General features: G+C 58.0%; 17 protein-coding genes, 3 tRNA genes and 1 riboswitch. Of the genes, 11 read left to right on the top strand and 9 right to left on the bottom strand.

The window, feature by feature from the left end; translation table 11 throughout:
* Positions 1-29 precede the first annotated feature (29 nt).
* Positions 30-1,361: an amino-acid N-acetyltransferase gene (argA, locus tag ROR01S_RS05100; RefSeq protein WP_004867060.1), complete on the bottom strand. Its 1,332-nt coding sequence runs from the start codon at positions 1,359-1,361 to the stop codon at positions 30-32.
* 227 nt (positions 1,362-1,588) lie between these two features.
* Here argA and amiC point away from each other — a divergent pair, with 227 nt between their 5' ends.
* From amiC to cobS, 6 genes are all read left to right on the top strand, one after another.
* Positions 1,589-2,842: an N-acetylmuramoyl-L-alanine amidase AmiC gene (gene amiC / locus ROR01S_RS05095; RefSeq protein ID WP_064359166.1), complete on the top strand. Its 1,254-nt coding sequence runs from the start codon at positions 1,589-1,591 to the stop codon at positions 2,840-2,842.
* A gap of 14 nt (positions 2,843-2,856) precedes the next feature.
* The gene (gene cobD, locus ROR01S_RS05090) at positions 2,857-3,942 is read left to right on the top strand and encodes a threonine-phosphate decarboxylase CobD (protein WP_064359165.1); all 1,086 of its coding nucleotides are present in this window, start codon (positions 2,857-2,859) and stop codon (positions 3,940-3,942) included.
* A gap of 78 nt (positions 3,943-4,020) precedes the next feature.
* Positions 4,021-4,182, top strand: a riboswitch (cobalamin riboswitch).
* Positions 4,183-4,339: 157 nt separating this feature from the next.
* Positions 4,340-5,299: an adenosylcobinamide-phosphate synthase CbiB gene (gene cbiB, locus ROR01S_RS05085; protein ID WP_048024937.1), complete on the top strand. Its 960-nt coding sequence runs from the start codon at positions 4,340-4,342 to the stop codon at positions 5,297-5,299.
* A gap of 97 nt (positions 5,300-5,396) precedes the next feature.
* Positions 5,397-6,920, top strand: a complete 1,524-nt coding sequence (locus ROR01S_RS05080; protein WP_032718183.1) for a cobyric acid synthase — start codon at positions 5,397-5,399, stop codon at positions 6,918-6,920.
* On the top strand, positions 6,914-7,459 hold the full coding sequence (gene cobU / locus ROR01S_RS05075; protein ID WP_004867051.1) for a bifunctional adenosylcobinamide kinase/adenosylcobinamide-phosphate guanylyltransferase: 546 nt from the start codon (positions 6,914-6,916) through the stop codon (positions 7,457-7,459). Before ROR01S_RS05080 ends, cobU begins: the two co-directional genes overlap by 7 nt.
* Positions 7,456-8,199: an adenosylcobinamide-GDP ribazoletransferase gene (gene cobS, locus ROR01S_RS05070; RefSeq protein WP_004867049.1), complete on the top strand. Its 744-nt coding sequence runs from the start codon at positions 7,456-7,458 to the stop codon at positions 8,197-8,199. Before cobU ends, cobS begins: the two co-directional genes overlap by 4 nt.
* A 220-nt stretch (positions 8,200-8,419) precedes the next feature.
* Here the strand turns inward: cobS and ROR01S_RS05065 are convergent.
* The 3 genes from ROR01S_RS05065 to ROR01S_RS05055 form a co-directional block, all read right to left on the bottom strand.
* Positions 8,420-8,496: transfer RNA gene (locus tag ROR01S_RS05065), tRNA-Met, on the bottom strand.
* A 46-nt stretch (positions 8,497-8,542) separates the two neighbouring features.
* A tRNA-Met gene (locus ROR01S_RS05060) sits at positions 8,543-8,619 on the bottom strand.
* Positions 8,620-8,669: 50 nt separating this feature from the next.
* Positions 8,670-8,746, bottom strand: a tRNA-Met gene (locus ROR01S_RS05055).
* A 215-nt stretch (positions 8,747-8,961) separates the two neighbouring features.
* On the opposite strand from ROR01S_RS05055, the gene mltA reads away from it, so the two are divergent.
* Positions 8,962-10,059 carry a murein transglycosylase A gene (mltA, locus tag ROR01S_RS05050; RefSeq protein WP_004867047.1) on the top strand — a complete coding sequence of 366 codons (1,098 nt, stop codon included), beginning with the start codon at positions 8,962-8,964 and terminating at the stop codon, positions 10,057-10,059.
* Positions 10,060-10,192: 133 nt separating this feature from the next.
* Positions 10,193-11,011: a tRNA cyclic N6-threonylcarbamoyladenosine(37) synthase TcdA gene (gene tcdA / locus ROR01S_RS05045; protein WP_004867045.1), complete on the top strand. Its 819-nt coding sequence runs from the start codon at positions 10,193-10,195 to the stop codon at positions 11,009-11,011.
* A gap of 314 nt (positions 11,012-11,325) precedes the next feature.
* On the opposite strand, the gene csdE is transcribed toward tcdA, so the two are convergent.
* Together csdE and csdA are read right to left on the bottom strand one after the other, a co-directional pair.
* On the bottom strand, positions 11,326-11,757 hold the full coding sequence (gene csdE / locus ROR01S_RS05040; RefSeq protein ID WP_004867043.1) for a cysteine desulfurase sulfur acceptor subunit CsdE: 432 nt from the start codon (positions 11,755-11,757) through the stop codon (positions 11,326-11,328).
* Positions 11,757-12,962, bottom strand: a complete 1,206-nt coding sequence (csdA, locus tag ROR01S_RS05035; protein ID WP_064359164.1) for a cysteine desulfurase CsdA — start codon at positions 12,960-12,962, stop codon at positions 11,757-11,759. Before csdA ends, csdE begins: the two co-directional genes overlap by 1 nt.
* Before the next feature lie 443 nt (positions 12,963-13,405).
* Between csdA and gcvA the strand changes: the two genes are divergently transcribed.
* The 3 genes from gcvA to rlmM are packed head-to-tail and all read left to right on the top strand — an operon-like array spanning position 13,406 to position 15,831.
* Positions 13,406-14,323: a glycine cleavage system transcriptional regulator GcvA gene (gene gcvA, locus ROR01S_RS05030; protein WP_015585849.1), complete on the top strand. Its 918-nt coding sequence runs from the start codon at positions 13,406-13,408 to the stop codon at positions 14,321-14,323.
* A 19-nt stretch (positions 14,324-14,342) separates the two neighbouring features.
* Positions 14,343-14,738 (top strand): DUF423 domain-containing protein, encoded by a 396-nt coding sequence (locus ROR01S_RS05025; RefSeq protein ID WP_004867038.1) that lies wholly within the window; start codon positions 14,343-14,345, stop codon positions 14,736-14,738.
* A complete protein-coding gene (gene rlmM, locus ROR01S_RS05020; protein WP_004867036.1) occupies positions 14,731-15,831 on the top strand; it encodes a 23S rRNA (cytidine(2498)-2'-O)-methyltransferase RlmM in 1,101 nt (366 codons plus the stop codon). Before ROR01S_RS05025 ends, rlmM begins: the two co-directional genes overlap by 8 nt.
* Positions 15,832-15,894: 63 nt before the next feature.
* Here rlmM and fucR read toward each other — a convergent pair whose 3' ends face one another.
* From fucR to fucK, 3 genes are read right to left on the bottom strand one after another with little or no spacing between them, the layout of a single operon-like run.
* Entirely contained in the window at positions 15,895-16,611 is a 717-nt protein-coding gene (gene fucR, locus ROR01S_RS05015; RefSeq protein WP_004867034.1) for an L-fucose operon activator, read from the bottom strand.
* A gap of 56 nt (positions 16,612-16,667) precedes the next feature.
* Positions 16,668-17,090, bottom strand: a complete 423-nt coding sequence (fucU, locus tag ROR01S_RS05010; RefSeq protein WP_004867032.1) for an L-fucose mutarotase — start codon at positions 17,088-17,090, stop codon at positions 16,668-16,670.
* 1 nt (position 17,091) lies between these two features.
* Positions 17,092-18,510: an L-fuculokinase gene (gene fucK / locus ROR01S_RS05005; protein ID WP_004867030.1), complete on the bottom strand. Its 1,419-nt coding sequence runs from the start codon at positions 18,508-18,510 to the stop codon at positions 17,092-17,094.
* Positions 18,511-18,538: the final 28 nt, after the last annotated feature.

The raw sequence follows: 18,538 nt of genomic DNA, 5'->3' as shown, positions 1-18,538 counted from the left end.
CGTTTACGCCGCGATCCGCGGCGGTGACATCAGCCGAGATCGGCCATCATGACTTTGGAGCGACGCTGATAGTTGTACATCTCTTTCTTACTTTCCGGCAGCAGATCGATATCGACCGGCGTAAAGCCGCGCTCCTGGAACCAGTGAATACTGCGGGTAGTAAGGACAAATAATTTGCTCAATCCCATCTGCTTCGCCTGGGTGGCAATGCGGTTCAGCAGCACTTCCCCGCGCGATGAGCTGCGATAGTCCGGATGCACCGCGACGCAGGCCATTTCGCCGATTTTCTCTTCCGGGAACGGATAGAGCGCAGCGCAGGCAATCGTGGTGTTATCGCGCTGAATAATCGTGAATTTATCGATTTCCATCTCCAGCTGTTCGCGGGAGCGGCGCACCAGAATGCCCTGTTGCTCCAGCGGGCTAATCAGCTCAAGAATACCGCCGATATCGTTAATGGTGGCGCGGCGAATCTGCTCGGCGCTTTCCATGACGATCTGGGTGCCGATACCGTCGCGTGAGAACAGCTCCTGCAGCAGCGCCCCGTCTTCCTGATAGCTGATCAGGTGACAACGCCGCACGCCGCTGCGGCAGGCCTTAACCGCACCGCGCAGAAAACGCACCGTGCCGGAGTTGTAATCCTCTTCCGCCTCCAGCTCTTCCACACGCGCCTGAGCTTCGTTGGGGAACAGTTCGGAAACAATCACTCCATCCTGGTTGTAAACCCCCTGCGACGAGCAGAAACCGATCATCTTTTCCGCCTTCAGCTTAACGGCCAGCTGGGTGGCAATTTCTTCCGAGGTCAGATTGAAGCTTTCGCCGGTGACGGAAACGGCAACCGGGCCCATCAGCACGATAGCGCCGTTATCCAGCTGGCGATGGATCGCCTCTTCATCAATACGGCGGATGCGCCCGCTATGGCAATAATCCACGCCGTCGTCGACGCCCAGCGGCTGAGCGATAATAAAGTTGCCGCTCACCACGTTGATATGGGCGCCCTGCAGCGGGGTGTTATTCAGGCTCATTGACAGACGCGCGGTAATTTCCAGCTGCAGCATGCCCGCAGCCTGCTTCACCAGTTCGAGGGTTTTGGCGTCGGTGACGCGGGTCTGTTTATGGTAGACCGGTTCGTGGTGATGCTCTGCCAGATTGGCATCAATCTGCGGGCGTGCGCCATAGACCACCACCAGGCGGATGCCCAGGCTATGCAAAAGGCCAATGTCATTGACAATACTGGAGAAATTCTCATGCTCGATTGCTTCGCCGCCGAGCATGATGACAAACGTTTTTCCCCGATGAGCGTTAATATAGGGGACAGAATGGCGGAATCCTTCTACCAGTTCAGTGCGACGCTCCTTCACCATGACCCAACCCTCAATGCATGATTATTCGTAATTAGTGTATTTTTATTCTGTTTTGGCGTTAAACGCAAGTCTAAATTTGCGACGAAACTGATAAAAATCTGTGATCAAATGCGTACTGCCTAAGATTGTTTACCCTTTTATTGATGACAGGTTATGCAGCTTTCGTTAAAGTTTCCGGTCAATCTGTCTGTTTTGAGTACGAATACGTTTTATTGCTTGGGAGTGGCATGCCGGGATACAAGTCAGGATTAAGCCGCCGTCGTTTTTTACAGGGGGCGGGCGCAATGTGGTTAATGAGCGTCAGCCCGCTGGGTTTAGCGGCCGCCGCGCAGGTCGTCGCCGTACGCGTCTGGCCGTCGTCAACCTATACGCGCGTTACGGTAGAATCCAGTCATGTGCTGAAATATCGGCAGTTTGCGTTGAGCAATCCGGAACGGCTGGTGGTGGATCTGGAAGGCGTCAATCTTAACTCCGTGCTAAAAGGCATGGGGGCGAGTATTCGCGATGATGACCCTTATATTAAGTCCGCGCGCGTCGGCCAGTTTGATCCGCAAACCGTGCGCATGGTCTTTGAACTCAAACAGAACATCAAGCCGCAGCTCTTTGCCCTGGCACCGGTGGCCGGCTTTAAAGAACGTCTGGTGATGGATCTCTATCCTGCGACCGCCACCGATGTTCAGGATCCGCTGCTGGCGTTACTGGAAGATTACAACAAAGGCGATCTCGACCGTCAGGTCCCGCCGGCAGAAAGCGGGCCGAAGCCGGGTAAAGCCGGGCGCGACCGACCTATTGTGATCATGCTTGACCCGGGCCACGGCGGCGAAGACACCGGCGCGATCGGCAAATACCATACCCGTGAGAAAGATGTGGTGCTGCAGATTGCTCGTCGGCTACGGGCGCTGATCGAAAAAGAGGGCAACATGCGCGCCTACATGACCCGCAATGAAGATGTCTTCATTCCGCTGAAGGTTCGCGTGGCCAAAGCACAAAAGCAGCGCGCCGATCTGTTCGTTTCGATTCACGCCGATGCCTTTACCAGCCGACAGCCGCGAGGCTCATCGGTATTTGCCCTGTCGACCAAAGGGGCCACCAGTACCGCCGCGAAATTCCTCGCGCAGACCCAGAACGCCTCTGACCTGATCGGGGGGGTCAGCAAGAGCGGCGATCGCTATGTCGACCATGCGATGTTCGATATGGTGCAGTCGCTGACCATCGCCGATAGCCTGAAGTTTGGTAAAGCGGTGCTGCAAAAAATGGGAAAAATCAATAATTTGCATAAAAACCAGGTCGAACAGGCGGGCTTCGCGGTGCTGAAAGCGCCGGATATTCCGTCGATCCTGGTGGAGACGGCGTTTATCAGTAACGTAGAAGAAGAGCGTAAGCTGAAAACGGCGACTTTCCAGCAGCAGGTGGCTGAGTCGATACTGGCGGGGATTAAAGCCTACTTCGCCGATGGCGCCACGCTGGCAAGGCGCGGATAACACGGGAGCGGGAGATGGCGCTACTGAAGAGCGTGCACGGCGGTAATACCCGAGAAGCCGCTGCGCTGCTGGGCATTGAGGCGCAGCAGCTGCGGGATTTCAGCGCCAATATTAATCCTCTTGGCATGCCCGAGAGCGTCAGACGGGCGCTTATCGATAATCTTGCCCTGGCGGAGCGCTACCCTGACGTTGAATACCAGCAGCTGCACCTTGCGCTGGCGGAGCACCACCGTATTCCCGCATCGTGGGTCCTGGCAGGCAATGGCGAAACCGAATCCATTTTTACGCTCGTTCACGGGCTGAAGCCGCGCACGGCGATGGTGGTGAAACCTGGTTTTGCAGAATATCGCCGCGCGCTGCAGACGGTCGATTGCACTCTCCTCGAGTTCGCGCTGCGTGAAGAGGATGGCTGGCAGTTGACCGACGCGATTCTCGATGTGCTGACGCCAGAGCTGGACTGTTTGTTCCTCTGTACGCCCAATAATCCGACCGGCCTGCTGCCGGCACGCCCGCTGCTTGACGCGATTGCCGCCCGCTGCCGGGACGCCGGCATCGCGCTTATTCTTGATGAAGCGTTTATTGATTTCATTCCTGACCAGCCGGGATTTATCCCCTTTCTACAGCATAATCCGCATATCTGGGTGCTCCGCTCACTCACCAAATTCTACGCCATTCCCGGCCTGCGTCTGGGCTATCTGGTTAACAGCGATGAACGGGCGGTGGCCCGCCTGCGCGAAAAACAAATGCCGTGGTCGATCAACGCGTTTGCCGCTCTGGCAGGGGAAATAGCGCTCAAGGATAGCGCCTATCAGCAGGCCACCTGGCGATGGCTGGCGCAGGAGGGAAGTCGATTTTATCAGGCTCTCCGTCAGCTTCCTGGCCTGACCGTGTATCCGGGGCGGGCGAACTATCTTTTTTTACGTTGCCATCTCCCGGAGCCCGAGCTGCAGCAGGCGTTGCTGCAGCAGCATATCTTGATTCGCAGCTGCGCTAACTATCCGGGACTGGGAAACGGTTATTACCGCGTGGCGATTCGCAGCCCTGAGGAGAATCAACGGCTGCTTACGGCGCTCAGCGCCATCCTTTCCGCCCCCCTCTGACTGCAAGCGACCGGCTCATCCGTATGGCATAATAGCCCGCCTGTTGCTTCAGACACCCGATCTGACGAGAGTCCGGATGCAGCAGGGTAACCAACAGGTGCAAGGGAAGGGGGTGAAACGCCTCCGCAGCCCCCGCTGCTGTGATGCTGACAACCCCGTAAATACCACCGGCCGCGAATCCGGGAAGGGCGGGCGAGGATGACGCTAAGCCAGAAAACCTGCCTGTCGGTCATTACCAACAACTTCGGTGGGAAGTGGGTTGCTCAGATGCGTGCCGTCGCAAGACGGCGTCAGGCGCACCTTTACACCCCGACCACTCTGAACAGGAACAGGGTATGGCGGTACGACTCCATTCATCCATTGCCGCCCGCTGGCGGGCGGCAACGAGGCCCGGGCGATGACGTTACTTGCCTGGTGCGTGGCCTGGATGCTCGATTTTATCATCGGCGACCCGCCGCGCTGGCCGCATCCGGTGCGCTGGATCGGCAATCTCATCACCTTGACTCAACGTATCGTGCGCCGCTATTGCCATCGCGACCGCGCGCTGCGCATCGGCGGCGCGCTGATGTGGCTGACGGTGGTCGGTCTGACCTGGCTCCTCTCCTGGAGCGTACTGAAACTGGCGGCAAGTCTCCATCCCTGGCTAGGCTGGGGCGTTGAAGTGTGGATGATCTTTACGGTCCTGGCCGGCCGCTGCCTTGCGGATTCCGCTCGTGAAGTCGAACGCCCGCTGCGTGCGGGCGATGTGACGCTAAGCCGGGAAAAGCTATCATGGATTGTCGGGCGCGAGACCTCACAGCTCCAGCCTGAACAGATAAATCGCGCGGTGGTGGAGACGGTTGCAGAAAACACCGTCGATGGCATTATTGCGCCGCTGTTTTTCCTGCTGCTGGGCGGCGCGCCGCTGGCGATGGCCTATAAAGCGGTCAACACCCTCGACTCCATGGTGGGGTATAAACATGAAAAATATCGCGCTATTGGTATGGTCAGCGCCCGCCTTGACGATGTCGCGAACTGTATTCCCGCGCGTTTGAGCTGGCTGCTGTTCAGCCTCGCGGCGTGGCTATGTCGCTATGATGGCGCGGGCGCCCTGCGTATTGGCTGGCGCGATCGCTATCAACACAGCAGCCCCAACTGCGCGTGGTCGGAAGCCAGCGTCGCCGGCGCGTTAGGCGTCCGACTCGGCGGCCCGAATGACTATTTTGGCCAGCGGGTGGACAAACCCTGGATTGGCGACGCCGTACGCGATATTTCGGTCGAGGATATTCCCCGTGCCCTGCGTCTGATGTGGGTCGCCTCGACGCTGGCGCTGGTGATGTTTATGGCCGCGCGGTATCTATGGACAGGGATGGCCTGAAAAGAGATCCGCATGGCCTTCTGGCAGCGGGGCAGTAGCAGCATAAAACAGAGCAGGATGGGAGAATAATGCGAGAAAACGCGAACGAGGAGGCCTCATGACGCAGGCAATCATGTTGCAGGGAACGGCATCCGATGTAGGTAAAAGCGTGCTGGTGGCCGGTTTATGCCGCATTTTTTATCAGGATGGCCGGCGTACGGCGCCGTTTAAATCGCAGAATATGGCGCTTAATTCGGGGATCACGGCAGACGGTAAAGAGATGGGCCGGGCGCAGATCTTTCAGGCCGAAGCCGCCGGTATCGAACCCGACGTGCGGATGAATCCTGTCTTGCTGAAACCCACCAGCGACCTGAAAGCTCAGGTGGTGCTGATGGGCAAAGTGGCGACCGATATGGATGCGGTGAGCTACCACGAGTATAAACCGCGCCTGCGCGAACAGATCCTCTCGGTCTACCGCAGCCTGGCGCAGGAGTATGATGTGCTGGTGCTGGAAGGGGCCGGTAGCCCGGCGGAGATCAACCTGCGCGATCGCGATATCGTCAATATGGGGATGGCGGAGATGGCGCAGTGCCCGGTGATCCTGGTTGCCGATATCGACAGAGGGGGCGTCTTTGCCGCGATCTACGGGACGCTGGCGCTGCTTGAGGAGCAGGAGCGCGCCAGGGTGAAAGGGGTGATCATCAATAAATTCCGCGGCGACATCGCGCTACTCTATTCCGGAATCGAACAGATCGAAGCATTAACCGGCGTCCCCGTACTGGGAGTGCTGCCGTGGCTGGAGGTCGATCTGGAGGATGAAGATAGCGTGGCGCTGCAGAAAGGGAAGTATCTGAGCACCGCGAAGCGCGAGATCGACATCGCGGTCGTGCAGCTTCCCCATACCTCAAACTTCACCGATTTCAACGCGCTGGCGGCGCAGCCGGATGTCCGCGTGCGCTACGTGAGACGCCCGCAGGAGCTGGCGCAGGCCGATTTGGTTATCCTGCCCGGCAGTAAAAATACGCTGGGCGATCTGCAGTGGCTGCACGACTGTGGGATGGCGGCGGGCGTCTTGCAGGCGCATCAGCAGGGGATTCCGCTGCTGGGGATCTGCGGCGGCTATCAAATGCTGGGCGAGACAATTGTCGATGAGGTGGAATCCGGCCTCGGGACGCAGCCCGGCCTCGGTCTGCTCAATACCGTGACGCAGTTTGCCCGACATAAAACCACCACTCAGGTCGAGGCGACAATGGCGAACGCGCTGCCGGACTGGCTGGCCGGAGCGTCTGCTCTGCGGGTGCGAGGTTACGAAATTCATATGGGGAAAACGACTCTTAACGGGAGCTGTCGTCCGTTGATGCAGCTGGAGAAACAGGGTGAGCTGGTGGCGGATGGCGCAATGACGGATGACGGACTCGTATTCGGCACTTATCTGCACGGCCTGTTCGACAGCGATGATTTCACCCGCGCGCTGGTCAACGGCCTGCGTCGGCGCAAAGGGCTGGAGGCGCTGAATGCCACTCTTCACTATGCGCAATACAAATCGCAACAGTTCGATATCCTGGCCGACGCCATGCGCCAGCATATTGATATCGAAAAGATTTACCACATCATGCAGCAGCATCAGGAGCCATCATGCTGATTCTGGTTACCGGCGGCGCCCGCAGCGGGAAAAGCCGCCACGCCGAGGCGCTCATCGCCGATTCACCGCAGGTTTTGTATCTCGCGACCTCGCAGATCGTGGATGACGAAATGGCGCAGCGGATCCAGCACCACCGCGATAGCCGCCCGGCGCACTGGCGCACCGTCGAACGCTGGCACCATCTCGATGAGGTCATTACGCCGCGTAACGATCCGCAAGAAGCCGTGCTGCTGGAGTGTATGACGACCATGGTGACCAACATGTTGTTTGCTCAGGGGGGCGAGAGCTCCCCGGACGACTGGGATTATGCAGCAATGGAGCGGATCATAGACGAGGAGATCCACTCGCTGATTGCCGCGTGCCAGCGCTGCCCGGCAAAAGTGGTGTTGGTCACCAATGAAGTGGGGATGGGGATTGTCCCGGAAAACCGCCTTGCGCGGCATTTTCGCGATATTGCCGGCCGGGTTAACCAGCGCCTGGCTGCGGCAGCGGATGAGGTCTGGCTGGTGGTATCAGGTATTGGAGTCAAAATTAAATGATCAAATTATTCTGGGCTACGCTCTCTTTTCTCAGTCGCTTACCGGTGCCGGATCGCTGGTCGCAGGGGCTGGAGATCGATCGGTATGTCCGGGGAATCGTCACTTTCCCGCTGGTCGGGGCGCTGCTGGGAGGGTTGAGCGGGCTGGTATTTCTTGCCGTTCAATCCTGGTGTGGTCTTCCGCTTGCGGCGCTGTTTAGCATTTTAGCGCTGGCGCTGCTGACCGGTGGTTTTCACCTCGATGGCCTCGCCGATACCTGCGACGGCGTTTTTTCCGCCCGGCGTCGGGAACGGATGCTGGAGATTATGCGCGACAGCCGACTGGGGACCCACGGCGGGCTGGCGCTCATTTTTGTATTACTGGCAAAAGTGCTGGTTGTCAGCGAGCTGGCGCTGCGTGGAACGTCGGTGCTGGCCGCGCTGGCGGCCGCCTGTGCCGCCGGACGTGGCGTCGCCGTGCTGCTGATGTATCGCCATCGTTACGCCCGCGAAGAAGGTCTGGGTAACGTATTTATCGGCAAAGTAAGCGGGCGACAAACCTGCGTGACGCTAGGCGTAGCGGCAATTCTGGCCGCCATGCTGCTACCCGGCATGCACGGCGTGGCGGCGTTGGGGATCGCCGTGGTGGCCATTTTTGTTCTTGGGCAATTGCTGAAACGCACCCTGGGCGGGCAAACCGGCGACACGCTGGGGGCGGCGATTGAGCTGGGCGAGCTGATTTTCCTGCTGGCGCTGCTGTAAGTCCGGCTATTTGCCATGTTTAGCATCGTGCGCCATTTCCGCTCCGCAAGGGGAGGCGATGGCGCATCTGACATCATCGTGGTAAGAAAAGGTCAGTATTAACGTGACGGGTATCCATCGCGCCTGACTGGCGGCGGGGAAGAAGAGTAGAGAGTATTGCTGGCGTGACCGTGACCGGTACGTAGAAACAAAAAAACACCCGTCAGGGTGTTCATTGTGTTGGTTGCGGGGGCCGGATTTGAACCGACGACCTTCGGGTTATGAGCCCGACGAGCTACCAGGCTGCTCCACCCCGCGTCCGTCTTTACTCTTCATCGAGTAAATTATGCATCAGATTTTAAATTGGTTGCGGGGGCCGGATTTGAACCGACGACCTTCGGGTTATGAGCCCGACGAGCTACCAGGCTGCTCCACCCCGCGTCCGTCTTTACTCTTCCATCGAGTAAAGCTTACTGCTATCTGATTTTAATTGGTTGCGGGGGCCGGATTTGAACCGACGACCTTCGGGTTATGAGCCCGACGAGCTACCAGGCTGCTCCACCCCGCGTCCGTGGAAGCGCACTATACTCCGCTCGCGTTTTGATGCAACCCTTTTTCAGTAAAATCATCAAATTTGTAATAAATGGTGTATAAAGAACCACTTTCGGCTTGTTTTTTGAGCAAGATTGTATTTGTGGTGCTTTCGCGCATTTCAATAGCCCTGGGGGTTTGTTATCTTCCCTCATCACGAACCGCGACTAAGCAGCATAAAGAAGAGATACCATGAAAGGATGTTGGGCAAAGTATATAGCGACGGGAGCAATGCTGGCGATGCTCGCCGCCTGTTCCTCAAAACCGACCGATCGCGGTCAGCAGTATAATGAAGGGAAGTTTACCCAGCCGTTCTCTTTGGTTAACCAGCCTGATGCGGTCGGTTCGCCGATTAACGCCGGGGACTTCTCCGAGCAGGTCCGTCAGATTCGCAGCGCCTCACCGCGCCTTTATAATAGCCAGAGCAACGTCTATAACGCGCTGCAGGAGTGGCTGCGCGCCGGTGGCGATACCCGCACCCTGAGCCAGTTCGGCATTGATGCCTGGCAGATGCAGGGGGCCGATAGCTATGGCAACGTTCAGTTCACCGGTTACTACACTCCGGTGGTGCAGGCGCGCCATACTCGCCAGGGCGAATTCCAGTACCCGATTTATCGCATGCCGCCGAAGCGCGGTAAGCTGCCGTCCCGCGCCAGCATTTATGCCGGCGCCCTGAGCGACGACTATATTCTGGCCTACAGCAATTCGCTGATGGACAACTTTATTATGGACGTGCAGGGCAGCGGCTATATCGATTTTGGCGACGGCTCTCCGCTGAACTTCTTTAGCTATGCCGGGAAAAATGGCTGGTCGTATCGCAGCATTGGTAAGGTCCTGATCGATCGCGGTGAAGTGAAGAAAGAAGATATGTCGATGCAGGCGATCCGTGAATGGGGCGAGAAACATAGTGAAGCCGAAGTTCGCGAGCTGCTTGAACAGAATCCGTCGTTCGTCTTCTTTAAACCGCAGTCCTTTGCCCCGGTAAAAGGCGCCAGCGCGGTGCCACTGATTGGTCGCGCCTCGGTGGCTTCTGACCGCAGCATTATTCCGCCGGGAACGACCTTGCTGGCGGAAGTGCCTCTGCTGGATAATAACGGCAAGTTTAACGGGCAGTACGAGCTGCGTCTGATGGTTGCGCTGGATGTGGGTGGGGCGATTAAAGGCCAGCACTTCGATATCTACCAGGGGATCGGCGCAGATGCCGGTCACCGTGCCGGATGGTATAACCACTATGGTCGCGTCTGGGTGCTGAAAAATGCCCCGGGCGCCGGCAACGTCTTTAGCGGTTAACGCGCTACCGTCTGATATTTTGTCGCCCGGACCGGCGCAACGCGCCGTCTCCGGGAGCGCCAGGCGGTCGCATTGATCTTTTATTCGCACGATGGGGCTTGCGCTGGCAGGCCCTGATGCATTCTGAGGTTTTATGTCTGTTGTAATCAGCGATGCCTGGCGTCAACGCTTTGGCGGCACGGCGCGTTTATATGGTGAAAAAGCGCTGCAATGTTTTGCCGACGCGCATGTTTGCGTGGTCGGTATCGGCGGCGTGGGCTCCTGGGCGGCGGAAGCGCTGGCAAGAACCGGGATTGGCGCGATTACCCTGATTGATATGGATGATGTCTGCGTCACTAACACTAACCGACAGGTTCATGCCCTGGGGGGCAACGTCGGGCTGGCGAAAGCCGAGGTGATGGCCGAGCGTATTCGTCTGATTAACCCCGAGTGTCGGGTGACGGTCGTGGACGATTTTGTCACGCCGGAAAACGTCGCGGAGTATCTCGGCGTCGGCTTCAGCTATGTGATCGATGCGATTGACAGCGTACGGCCCAAGGCGGCGTTAATCGCCTACTGTCGCCGTTATAAGGTGCCGCTGGTGACCACCGGCGGCGCGGGCGGGCAAATCGACCCGACGCAGATTCAGGTAGCCGATCTGGCGAAAACTATTCAGGATCCGCTGGCGGCAAAGCTGCGCGAGCGGTTGAAGAGTCAGTTCGGGGTGGTCAAGAACAGCAAAGGTAAGCTTGGCGTGGATTGCGTTTTTTCCACCGAAGCGCTGGTCTATCCGCAGGCCGACGGCAGCGTTTGCGCGATGAAGAGCACCGCCGATGGCCCGAAACGAATGGATTGCGCCTCCGGATTTGGCGCAGCGACGATGGTCACCGCGACCTTCGGTTTTGTCGCCGTGTCCCATGCGCTGAAGAAAATGCTGGCGAAGGCGGAGCGTGAGGCGGCTTCTGCCGGGTAACTCTCCCGGGCAGCGGGGTCAATCCTTGCCCGGGCGACGGTATGGCGCCGACTGTAGCCTGTAGCCCCGGTCAGCGTAGCGCCACCGGGGGTTGCAGGTCTTGAACTGGGTTTCCCGAAGGTGGTGCAGCGCAGCTGTCCTGGCTTGCCGGTTGCTTCGAACTTGTAGCCCCGGTCAGCGCAGCGCCACCGGGGGTTGCAGGTCTTGAACTGGGTTTCCCGAAGGTGGTGCAGCGCAGCTGTCCGGGCTTGCCGGTTGCATCGAACTTGTAGCCCCGGTCAGCGTAGCGCCACCGGGGGAGGTTAAAAGAGAAATTACCCCTCGCGGGCGGCGGCGAGCACCGCTGCGCTCAGCGCGCTCAGCCCCTGACTGCGCGAGGCGCTCAGCTGACCGCGTAGCCCCAGCTCATCAAACAGCGTCAGCGGATCCTGTGCCAGCAGCGCGCTGGCGCTTTTCCCTTCAACGGCAGTCAACAGCACCGCCAGCATACCGCGCACAATCCGGCCTTCGCTATCGCCGAAGAAGTGCAGCTTACCGTCAGCATCAACGCTATAGCCCAGCCAGACGCGGTTTTCACAGCCGGCAATCTCCTTCGCCCGTTCTTTCAGGTCATCCGACAGCGCAGGCAGCTGCTTACCCAATAAAATCAGCTGGCGGTATTTATCTTCCCACTGGCTGAGCGGGATAAACGTCTGGCGTAAGGTCTCTGCGGTGATGCGGGTACCAAAAGGGTGAGAAGTCGTCATTAATCCACCAGTATTTCCAGGGCGCGGTCAACGGCATGAACCAGCGCGAAAACATCATCCTGAGTATTATAGGGGGCAAACGAGGCGCGCAAGGTACCGCTAACGCCCAGGGCCGCCAGCAGCGGTTGGGCGCAGTGCTGTCCGGCACGCAGCGCAATACCCGACTCCGCCAACAGGGTTACCATATCGCTGTGATGTACGCCGGCGAAGTCAAACGCCAGCAGGCTGGACTCCTGACAGCGGAAGGAGCGAAAGCCTGGCCGCTTCGCCAGCTCATCTTCCGCCAGCGTCGCCAGGCTACGGCTCCAGCTTTCGGCCTGGGCGATATCGGTCTCTTCCAGCCACTCCAGCGCCGCGCTCAGGCCAATGACGCCGGCAATGTTTGGCGTCCCGGCCTCCAGACGATAGGGTACGGGCTGGGTTTTAAAACCTTCGAACGTGACTTCAGTAATCATTTTGCCGCCGCCGAGCCACGGCGACATGGCATCCAGCAGGGTGCTTTTGCCGTACAGCGCGCCAATTCCCGTGGGCCCGTACAGCTTATGGCCGGAAAACGCATAAAAATCGATATCCAGCTGCTGAACGTCGGCGGGAAAATGCACCGCCCCCTGAGCACCGTCAACCATCACCACCATTCCGGCGTCGTGTGCGTGGCGGATTGCCGTCGCCAGGTCCGGACAGCCGCCGGTCACGTTGGACATCTGGCCGATGGCCAGCAGCCGACTGCGCGGCGTAATAAGAGAAGGCAGGAGGGCGACGTCGGGCAGGCGATCGGCTCCGATGGGCAGCTTCACGATCCGGGCACCGGTTTGCTCTGCGACCATCAGCCAGGGAACCAGGTTGGCATGGTGCTCCGCTTCGCTGACGATGATTTCATCGCCGGGCCGCAGGCGCGGGCGAAGATAGCTCTGCGCCACCATATTGATGGCTTCGGTGGTGCCGCGCGTCCAGACGATATCTTTCGCGGACGGGGCATTCAGCAGCGCCGCCACGCGCTCACGGGCATTTTCATAGCGTTCAGTCAGGCGCTGCGCGGCGGCAAACTGGCTACGATGAACGTTGCCCGCGCTAAGGCGGTAAAACTGGTCGCTGGCGTCGATCGTGGCGAGCGGCTTCAGCGCCGTCGCCGCGCTATCAAGGTAAACGCCGGCATCGGCCAGCGCAGGAAACTGGGCGCGAAAGTGAGCAGGATTGAATGCGTTCATGGAGTTCCTCGTTGCAATACGACGATCGTCGCGCAATTTAGTCATCAGGGCAAGGCTGGCGAAAGGAAGAGAGGAGGAGATTCTGGTCAGCGCGGCGGCAGACAGGCAAAAAAAAGCACCGCTTGTTGCGGTGCTACATTAAATCACTATGGACAGACAGGGTAAATGTACAGGAAGTGAAAAGGGTAGCTTAACTACCATGGTCTGCAAACACAGACCAATTGCAAACACAACAACACAACATCACAACCGTAAGCCAAAAGCTTGTTGGAACACGCATTCCAAAAAAAGCTCTTCGTTCCGGCTCAGGAAGTGCCGCCACTATAGGTATTTGCTGGTAGAACCTCAACGGACAAATTATAATGGCTCAGATAAAAAAAACTAATAGGTTAACTGTTGTTTCCTGTTTGTTAAAACGCCTTAACATCTAAGCCAGAATAACCATGTCAAAGCGATTACCGCCCCTGAATGCATTACGTGTTTTTGATGCAGCCGCACGTCATTTAAGCTTCACTCGCGCAGCAGATGAGCTTTTTGTGACGCAGGCCGCAGTAAGTCACCAAATCAAGTCACTAGAGGATTTTCTAGGGCTGAAGCTGTTTCGCCGCCGCAATCGATCGCTGCTGCTGACGGAAGAAGGCCAGAGCTATTTTCAGGATATTAAAGAGATTTTTTCGCAGCTGACCGAGGCGACGCGTAAACTGCAGGCGCGAAGCGCGAAAGGGGCCTTAACGGTGAGTTTATTGCCCAGTTTTGCGATCCAGTGGCTGGTGCCGCGACTCTCAAGCTTTAACTCAGCTTATCCGGGGATTGATGTCAGAATCCAGGCCGTGGACCGTCAGGAAGACAAACTGGCGGATGACGTCGACGTGGCGATTTTCTATGGCCGCGGCAACTGGCCAGGTCTGCGCGTCGAAAAATTGTACGCCGAATATCTGCTGCCCGTCTGTTCGCCGGCGCTGCTGACCGGTGACAAAGCATTGAAAACACCTGCGGATCTGGCGCAACATACGCTGTTGCACGATGCTTCCCGCCGCGACTGGCAAACTTATACCCGTCAGCTTGGTCTAAGCCATATTAATGTGCAGCAGGGGCCTATTTTCAGCCACAGCGCGATGGTGCTGCAGGCGGCTATTCACGGGCAAGGGGTCGCACTGGCCAATAATGTGATGTCCCAGTCCGAAATCGAGGCCGGCCGGTTGGTCTGCCCGTTTAATGATGTTCTGGTCAGTAAGAATGCGTTTTATCTCGTTTGTCATGACAGTCAGGCTGAACTGGGTAAAATAGCCGCCTTCCGACAATGGATACTGGCGAAAGCGGCGAGCGAACAAGAAAAATTTCGTTTTCGTTACGAACAATAAATGATTGTAGGGTAAAAACATGACCAGCCGATTTATGCTGATATTTGCCGCGATAAGCGGTTTCGTCTTTGTTGCTCTGGGCGCCTTTGGCGCGCACGTTTTAAGCCGGACGTTAGGCGCGGCGGAAATGGCCTGGATTCATACCGGGCTTGAATACCAGGCCTTCCATACGCTGGCTATTTTTGGTCTGGCGGTGGCGATGCAGCGCCGTATCAGTATCTGGTTCTACTGGAGCAGCGTCTTTATGGCGCTCGGTACCGTTTTGTTCAGCGGCAGTCTCTATTGCCTGGCGCTGTCGCATTTACGCCTGTGGGCGTTCGTAACGCCGGTAGGAGGCGTGAGCTTCCTCGCCGGTTGGGTTTTAATGTTAATTGGTGCAATTCGTCTGAAACGTAAGGGCGTTGTTCATGAATAAGGTTGTCCTCTATTGTCGCCCCGGGTTTGAGAAGGAGTGCGCAGCAGAAATTACCGATAAGGCCTCCCGCCTTGAGGTGTTTGGTTTTGCCCGAGTGAAAGAAGACTCTGGCTATGTCATTTTTGAATGCTATCAGATGGAAGATGGCGACAAACTGGTGCGTGAACTGCCGTTCAGCTCGCTGGTTTTCGCCCGTCAGATGTTTGTGGCCGGTGAACTGCTGCGCGACCTGCCGCCGGAAGATCGCATCACGCCGATTGTCGGGATGCTGCAGGGCGTGGTCGAGAAGGGCGGCGATCTGCGGGTGGAAGTGGCCGATACCAATGAAAGCAAAGAGCTGATGAAGTTCTGCCGTAAACTGACGGTTCCGCTGCGCGCTGCGCTGCGTGAAGCGGGCGTGCTCACCAACTATGAAACACCGAAGCGCCCGGTAGTGCATGTGTTCTTTATTGCCCCCGGCTGCTGCTATACCGGTTACTCGTACACCACCAACAACTCGCCGTTCTATATGGGGATCCCGCGTCTGAAGTTCCCGTCTGATGCGCCGAGCCGTTCTACGCTGAAGCTGGAAGAGGCGTTTCACGTCTTTATCCCGGCAGATGAGTGGGACGAGCGTCTGGGCAACGGGATGTATGCGGTGGATCTGGGGGCCTGCCCCGGCGGCTGGACCTATCAACTGGTGAAGCGCAACATGTGGGTCTCCTCCGTGGATAACGGCCCGATGGCGCAGAGTCTGATGGATACCGGGCAGGTGACCTGGCTGCGTGAAGATGGCTTCAAGTATCGCCCAACGCGCAACAACATCTCGTGGATGGTGTGCGATATGGTGGAGAAACCGGCGAAAGTGGCGGCGCTGATGGCGCAATGGCTGGTGAACGGCTGGTGCCGGGAAACCATCTTTAACCTTAAGCTGCCGATGAAAAAGCGCTATGAAGAGCTGTCGCGCAACCTCGCCTATATCCAGGAGCAGCTGGATGAACACGGGATTAATGCCCAGATCCAGGCGCGCCAGCTGTATCACGATCGTGAAGAGGTGACCGTTCACGTCCGTCGCCTGTGGGCGGCCGTTGGCGGTCGTCGCGACGAACGCTAAGCCCGCGTCGCGTCCCGGATAACGGCTTCGTTATCCGGGCTCTCTTCTCTCTTGCCTCGCCGGCTATTTTGCCGCTATCTGCGCATCCGAAAGAATGTGTGTCACATCATCCAGGTGACCAATACTGGCCTCCCCCGAACGATTAAACTTACTTTTGTCGATCAGCAGTAGCGATTGCGCCGCGCGTTTGAGCAGCAGCGATTTAAAATCGGCGTTCACCGTATTTGAATCCCACAGCGCGCCGTGGCTATCGATGCCTTCGCAGGAAAAAATAAACAGATCGATCTCCAGCGATTTGAGCTGAGAGATCAGCGAAGGGCTGACGTAGCAGCCATATTTGCGCTGGAGCGTGCCGCCGGAACAGGTGAGCTGAATGTTTTCGCGTTTGCTCAGCTCCTGGCAAATCGGCTGGCTGTTGGTAAAGACGTGCAGGTTGATATCCGGCAGCTGGCGGGCCAGATACCAGCAGGTGGAGCTGGCGTCGAGGGCAATCACCATTCCTTCGTCAATCCAGGCCAGGGCGCCGCGGGCGATATCCGCTTTATGGGCATAGTGGCTTTTGAGGCGAATATGGAAAGGATCGCCGCTGTCCTGGCTTTCCCGATGAATGATTTTGACCCGACCGTGGTTACGCAGCACTTTTCCCCGCGATTGTAGCTCGCTCAGATCGCGACGAATCGTCTCTTTACTGACGTTGAGCTGTAGCGATAAGGCTTCCGTCGTCAGGCTGCTATGGTTGATCAGCAGGTCTATTATCGCTTGCTGGCGTGCCGCTTTCATGTTCTCACCCTGTCATTCGATGAGCGTCCGCATCAGGCGGACGCTCCGGCATGAGATTACGGCGTTACCCCTTTTTTTAAAAGAATATTCCCGTACTTAGCGCGTTCGCCTGTGATAACGATCGCAAAGGCTTTTTGCGCCCGCTCATAGAAGGCAAAGCGGTCGATACGGACGATATCCGGACAGGGACCCTGTGGTGAGAGCGCGTCGCGATAGCGCATTTCCACCTGCGGGTCGAGCGTATCGCCTTCGACCGCCGCCATCATGACCAGCGGCGGTGCATAGCTGTCGAGCTCAAACAGCGGAATGACCGCGCGTAAGAGATCGCTAACCTGCAGGCCATCGGCGCGCAGCACCTGAGGCCCGATGCTGTGGGCCGGGAAGTGCGCATCAGAAAAAATAATCTCATCCCCGTGGCCCATCTCGGCCAGGACCTTGAGGAGTTGAGGGGAAATGAGCGGAGAGATCGTTTTTAACATTTCATACTCCCTCTGACAGTTCGGGTTCGGTTTGCGGGTAGAAGTAGCGGTACTGATAGTGGACCTGTGAGCGGGCCTGCCCGGCGCTGGCAAACTCGCCGGCGCCTGACCAGGCGTACATCGCAGCCCCTGACACGGTGGTTTCGGCGTCATCCAGCACCTTAATCGGTATCTCGAGCATGTCGGCTTTGATTTGATTCCACAGCACGTTGCGACTGCCGCCGCCGACCAGCAGCAGTTCTCTGGCCTTAAAGTGGCCGATATTTTCCAGGGTGCGCAGGTTATTTTTCAGCTGGCGGGTTAACCCCTCCAGCGCCGCGCGATAAAAATGGCCGCGGGTCGTATTGAGCGTGACGCCTTGCCAGCCCGCATTCTGGCAGGCCAGCAGATCGCACTGCATCTTCACGCCTTCTGCGCCGGCGGGAATCAGCCGCGCCTCATCAATCAGCGTTTGCCAGGGCGTCTGGGGCGTCCACAGCAGCTGACGAACCCACTCCAGCACCCCGGAGGCCAGCCACTGCATCCCGGGATTTGTCAGCCCGGCCCGGCTGTCCAGCTCGCAGGTTGAGCCGGGATACTGACTAAGCAAGGCGGTGTTGACCTCGCCAGTACGTACCATCAGGATTTCCCAGGTTCCGGAGGAGAGCACCGGTTCATCCTGCTGGGCACCGGCGCCAAACAGCGCAAACTGCGTGTCGTGACCGGCGGAGAACACCGGGAGGCCGGCGGGGAGTCCCAGCCGCGCGGCGGCATCGTAGCGGAGCGAACCTATCCTGTCTCCCGCTTCGACCAGCGTAGGGAACAGACGACGCGGTATCCCGGTAGCTTCCAGAATCTCGGGGCTGAAATCCCGCTGATGAATATCCAGCATCTGGCTGGTGCCTGCCATAGTGATATCGGTAGTGAAGGCCCCGGTTAAACGGTGATTGATCAACGAGGAGATAAACAGCCAGGCGTGCGCCTTTGCCAGTAGCTGCGGGTGATGTTCCTTCAGCCACACCAGTTTATACAGGGTATTGAAGCTGAATGCCCCGACGCCGGCGATCTCCTGCAGGCGCTGCGGGGCAATCAGCCGTCCGATGTTCTCCATCACCGCGAGCGTGCGCGGGCATTTCCAGCTGATCGTCGGGTAGAGCAGTGCGCCGTGCTCATCGACCAGCGCGCCGTCAACGCCGAAGGTGGTCACCGTGATGCCGCGAATCCGGCACGCGGCCAGTTCGGCCGAGAGGCGCTGACAGCAGTCGGCGAAGCGTTGCAGAATAGCCTCCAGCGACCACTGGTGCCACGCGGGGTTCTCCGCGGCGCGCTCGCTGGCGTTGGCGGTTGAGGCCCGGGCGACAATTTTCCCCTGACGGTCGACGGCAATAACCCGCACGTTAGTGGCGCCGCAGTCGAGGACGAGGATGACTTCATTTTTCATAATAACTCCATAAACGTCGCCGGATGGC

Origin of the sequence: Klebsiella ornithinolytica NBRC 105727 = ATCC 31898 (assembly GCF_001598295.1) — a bacterium.
Taxonomy (GTDB): domain Bacteria; phylum Pseudomonadota; class Gammaproteobacteria; order Enterobacterales; family Enterobacteriaceae; genus Klebsiella; species Klebsiella ornithinolytica.
Note: the sequence above shows the minus strand (reverse complement) of the source record. Positions and strands in the feature narration are given on the sequence as shown.

Excerpts from the sequence above, each read along its gene's own strand:
- cobD (WP_064359165.1), top strand. The coding sequence starts at position 2,857 with ATGGCGCTACTGAAGAGCGTGCACGGCGGTAATACCCGAGAAGCCGCT.
- csdE (WP_004867043.1), bottom strand. The coding sequence starts at position 11,757 with ATGACGACTTCTCACCCTTTTGGTACCCGCATCACCGCAGAGACCTTA.
- csdA (WP_064359164.1), bottom strand. The coding sequence starts at position 12,962 with ATGAACGCATTCAATCCTGCTCACTTTCGCGCCCAGTTTCCTGCGCTG.
- cobS (WP_004867049.1), top strand. The coding sequence starts at position 7,456 with ATGATCAAATTATTCTGGGCTACGCTCTCTTTTCTCAGTCGCTTACCG.
- ROR01S_RS05025 (WP_004867038.1), top strand. The coding sequence starts at position 14,343 with ATGACCAGCCGATTTATGCTGATATTTGCCGCGATAAGCGGTTTCGTC.
- mltA (WP_004867047.1), top strand. The coding sequence starts at position 8,962 with ATGAAAGGATGTTGGGCAAAGTATATAGCGACGGGAGCAATGCTGGCG.
- tcdA (WP_004867045.1), top strand. The coding sequence starts at position 10,193 with ATGTCTGTTGTAATCAGCGATGCCTGGCGTCAACGCTTTGGCGGCACG.
- argA (WP_004867060.1), bottom strand. The coding sequence starts at position 1,361 with ATGGTGAAGGAGCGTCGCACTGAACTGGTAGAAGGATTCCGCCATTCT.
- cobU (WP_004867051.1), top strand. The coding sequence starts at position 6,914 with ATGCTGATTCTGGTTACCGGCGGCGCCCGCAGCGGGAAAAGCCGCCAC.
- gcvA (WP_015585849.1), top strand. The coding sequence starts at position 13,406 with ATGTCAAAGCGATTACCGCCCCTGAATGCATTACGTGTTTTTGATGCA.
- fucR (WP_004867034.1), bottom strand. The coding sequence starts at position 16,611 with ATGAAAGCGGCACGCCAGCAAGCGATAATAGACCTGCTGATCAACCAT.
- rlmM (WP_004867036.1), top strand. The coding sequence starts at position 14,731 with ATGAATAAGGTTGTCCTCTATTGTCGCCCCGGGTTTGAGAAGGAGTGC.
- ROR01S_RS05080 (WP_032718183.1), top strand. The coding sequence starts at position 5,397 with ATGACGCAGGCAATCATGTTGCAGGGAACGGCATCCGATGTAGGTAAA.
- fucK (WP_004867030.1), bottom strand. The coding sequence starts at position 18,510 with ATGAAAAATGAAGTCATCCTCGTCCTCGACTGCGGCGCCACTAACGTG.
- amiC (WP_064359166.1), top strand. The coding sequence starts at position 1,589 with ATGCCGGGATACAAGTCAGGATTAAGCCGCCGTCGTTTTTTACAGGGG.
- cbiB (WP_048024937.1), top strand. The coding sequence starts at position 4,340 with ATGACGTTACTTGCCTGGTGCGTGGCCTGGATGCTCGATTTTATCATC.
- fucU (WP_004867032.1), bottom strand. The coding sequence starts at position 17,090 with ATGTTAAAAACGATCTCTCCGCTCATTTCCCCTCAACTCCTCAAGGTC.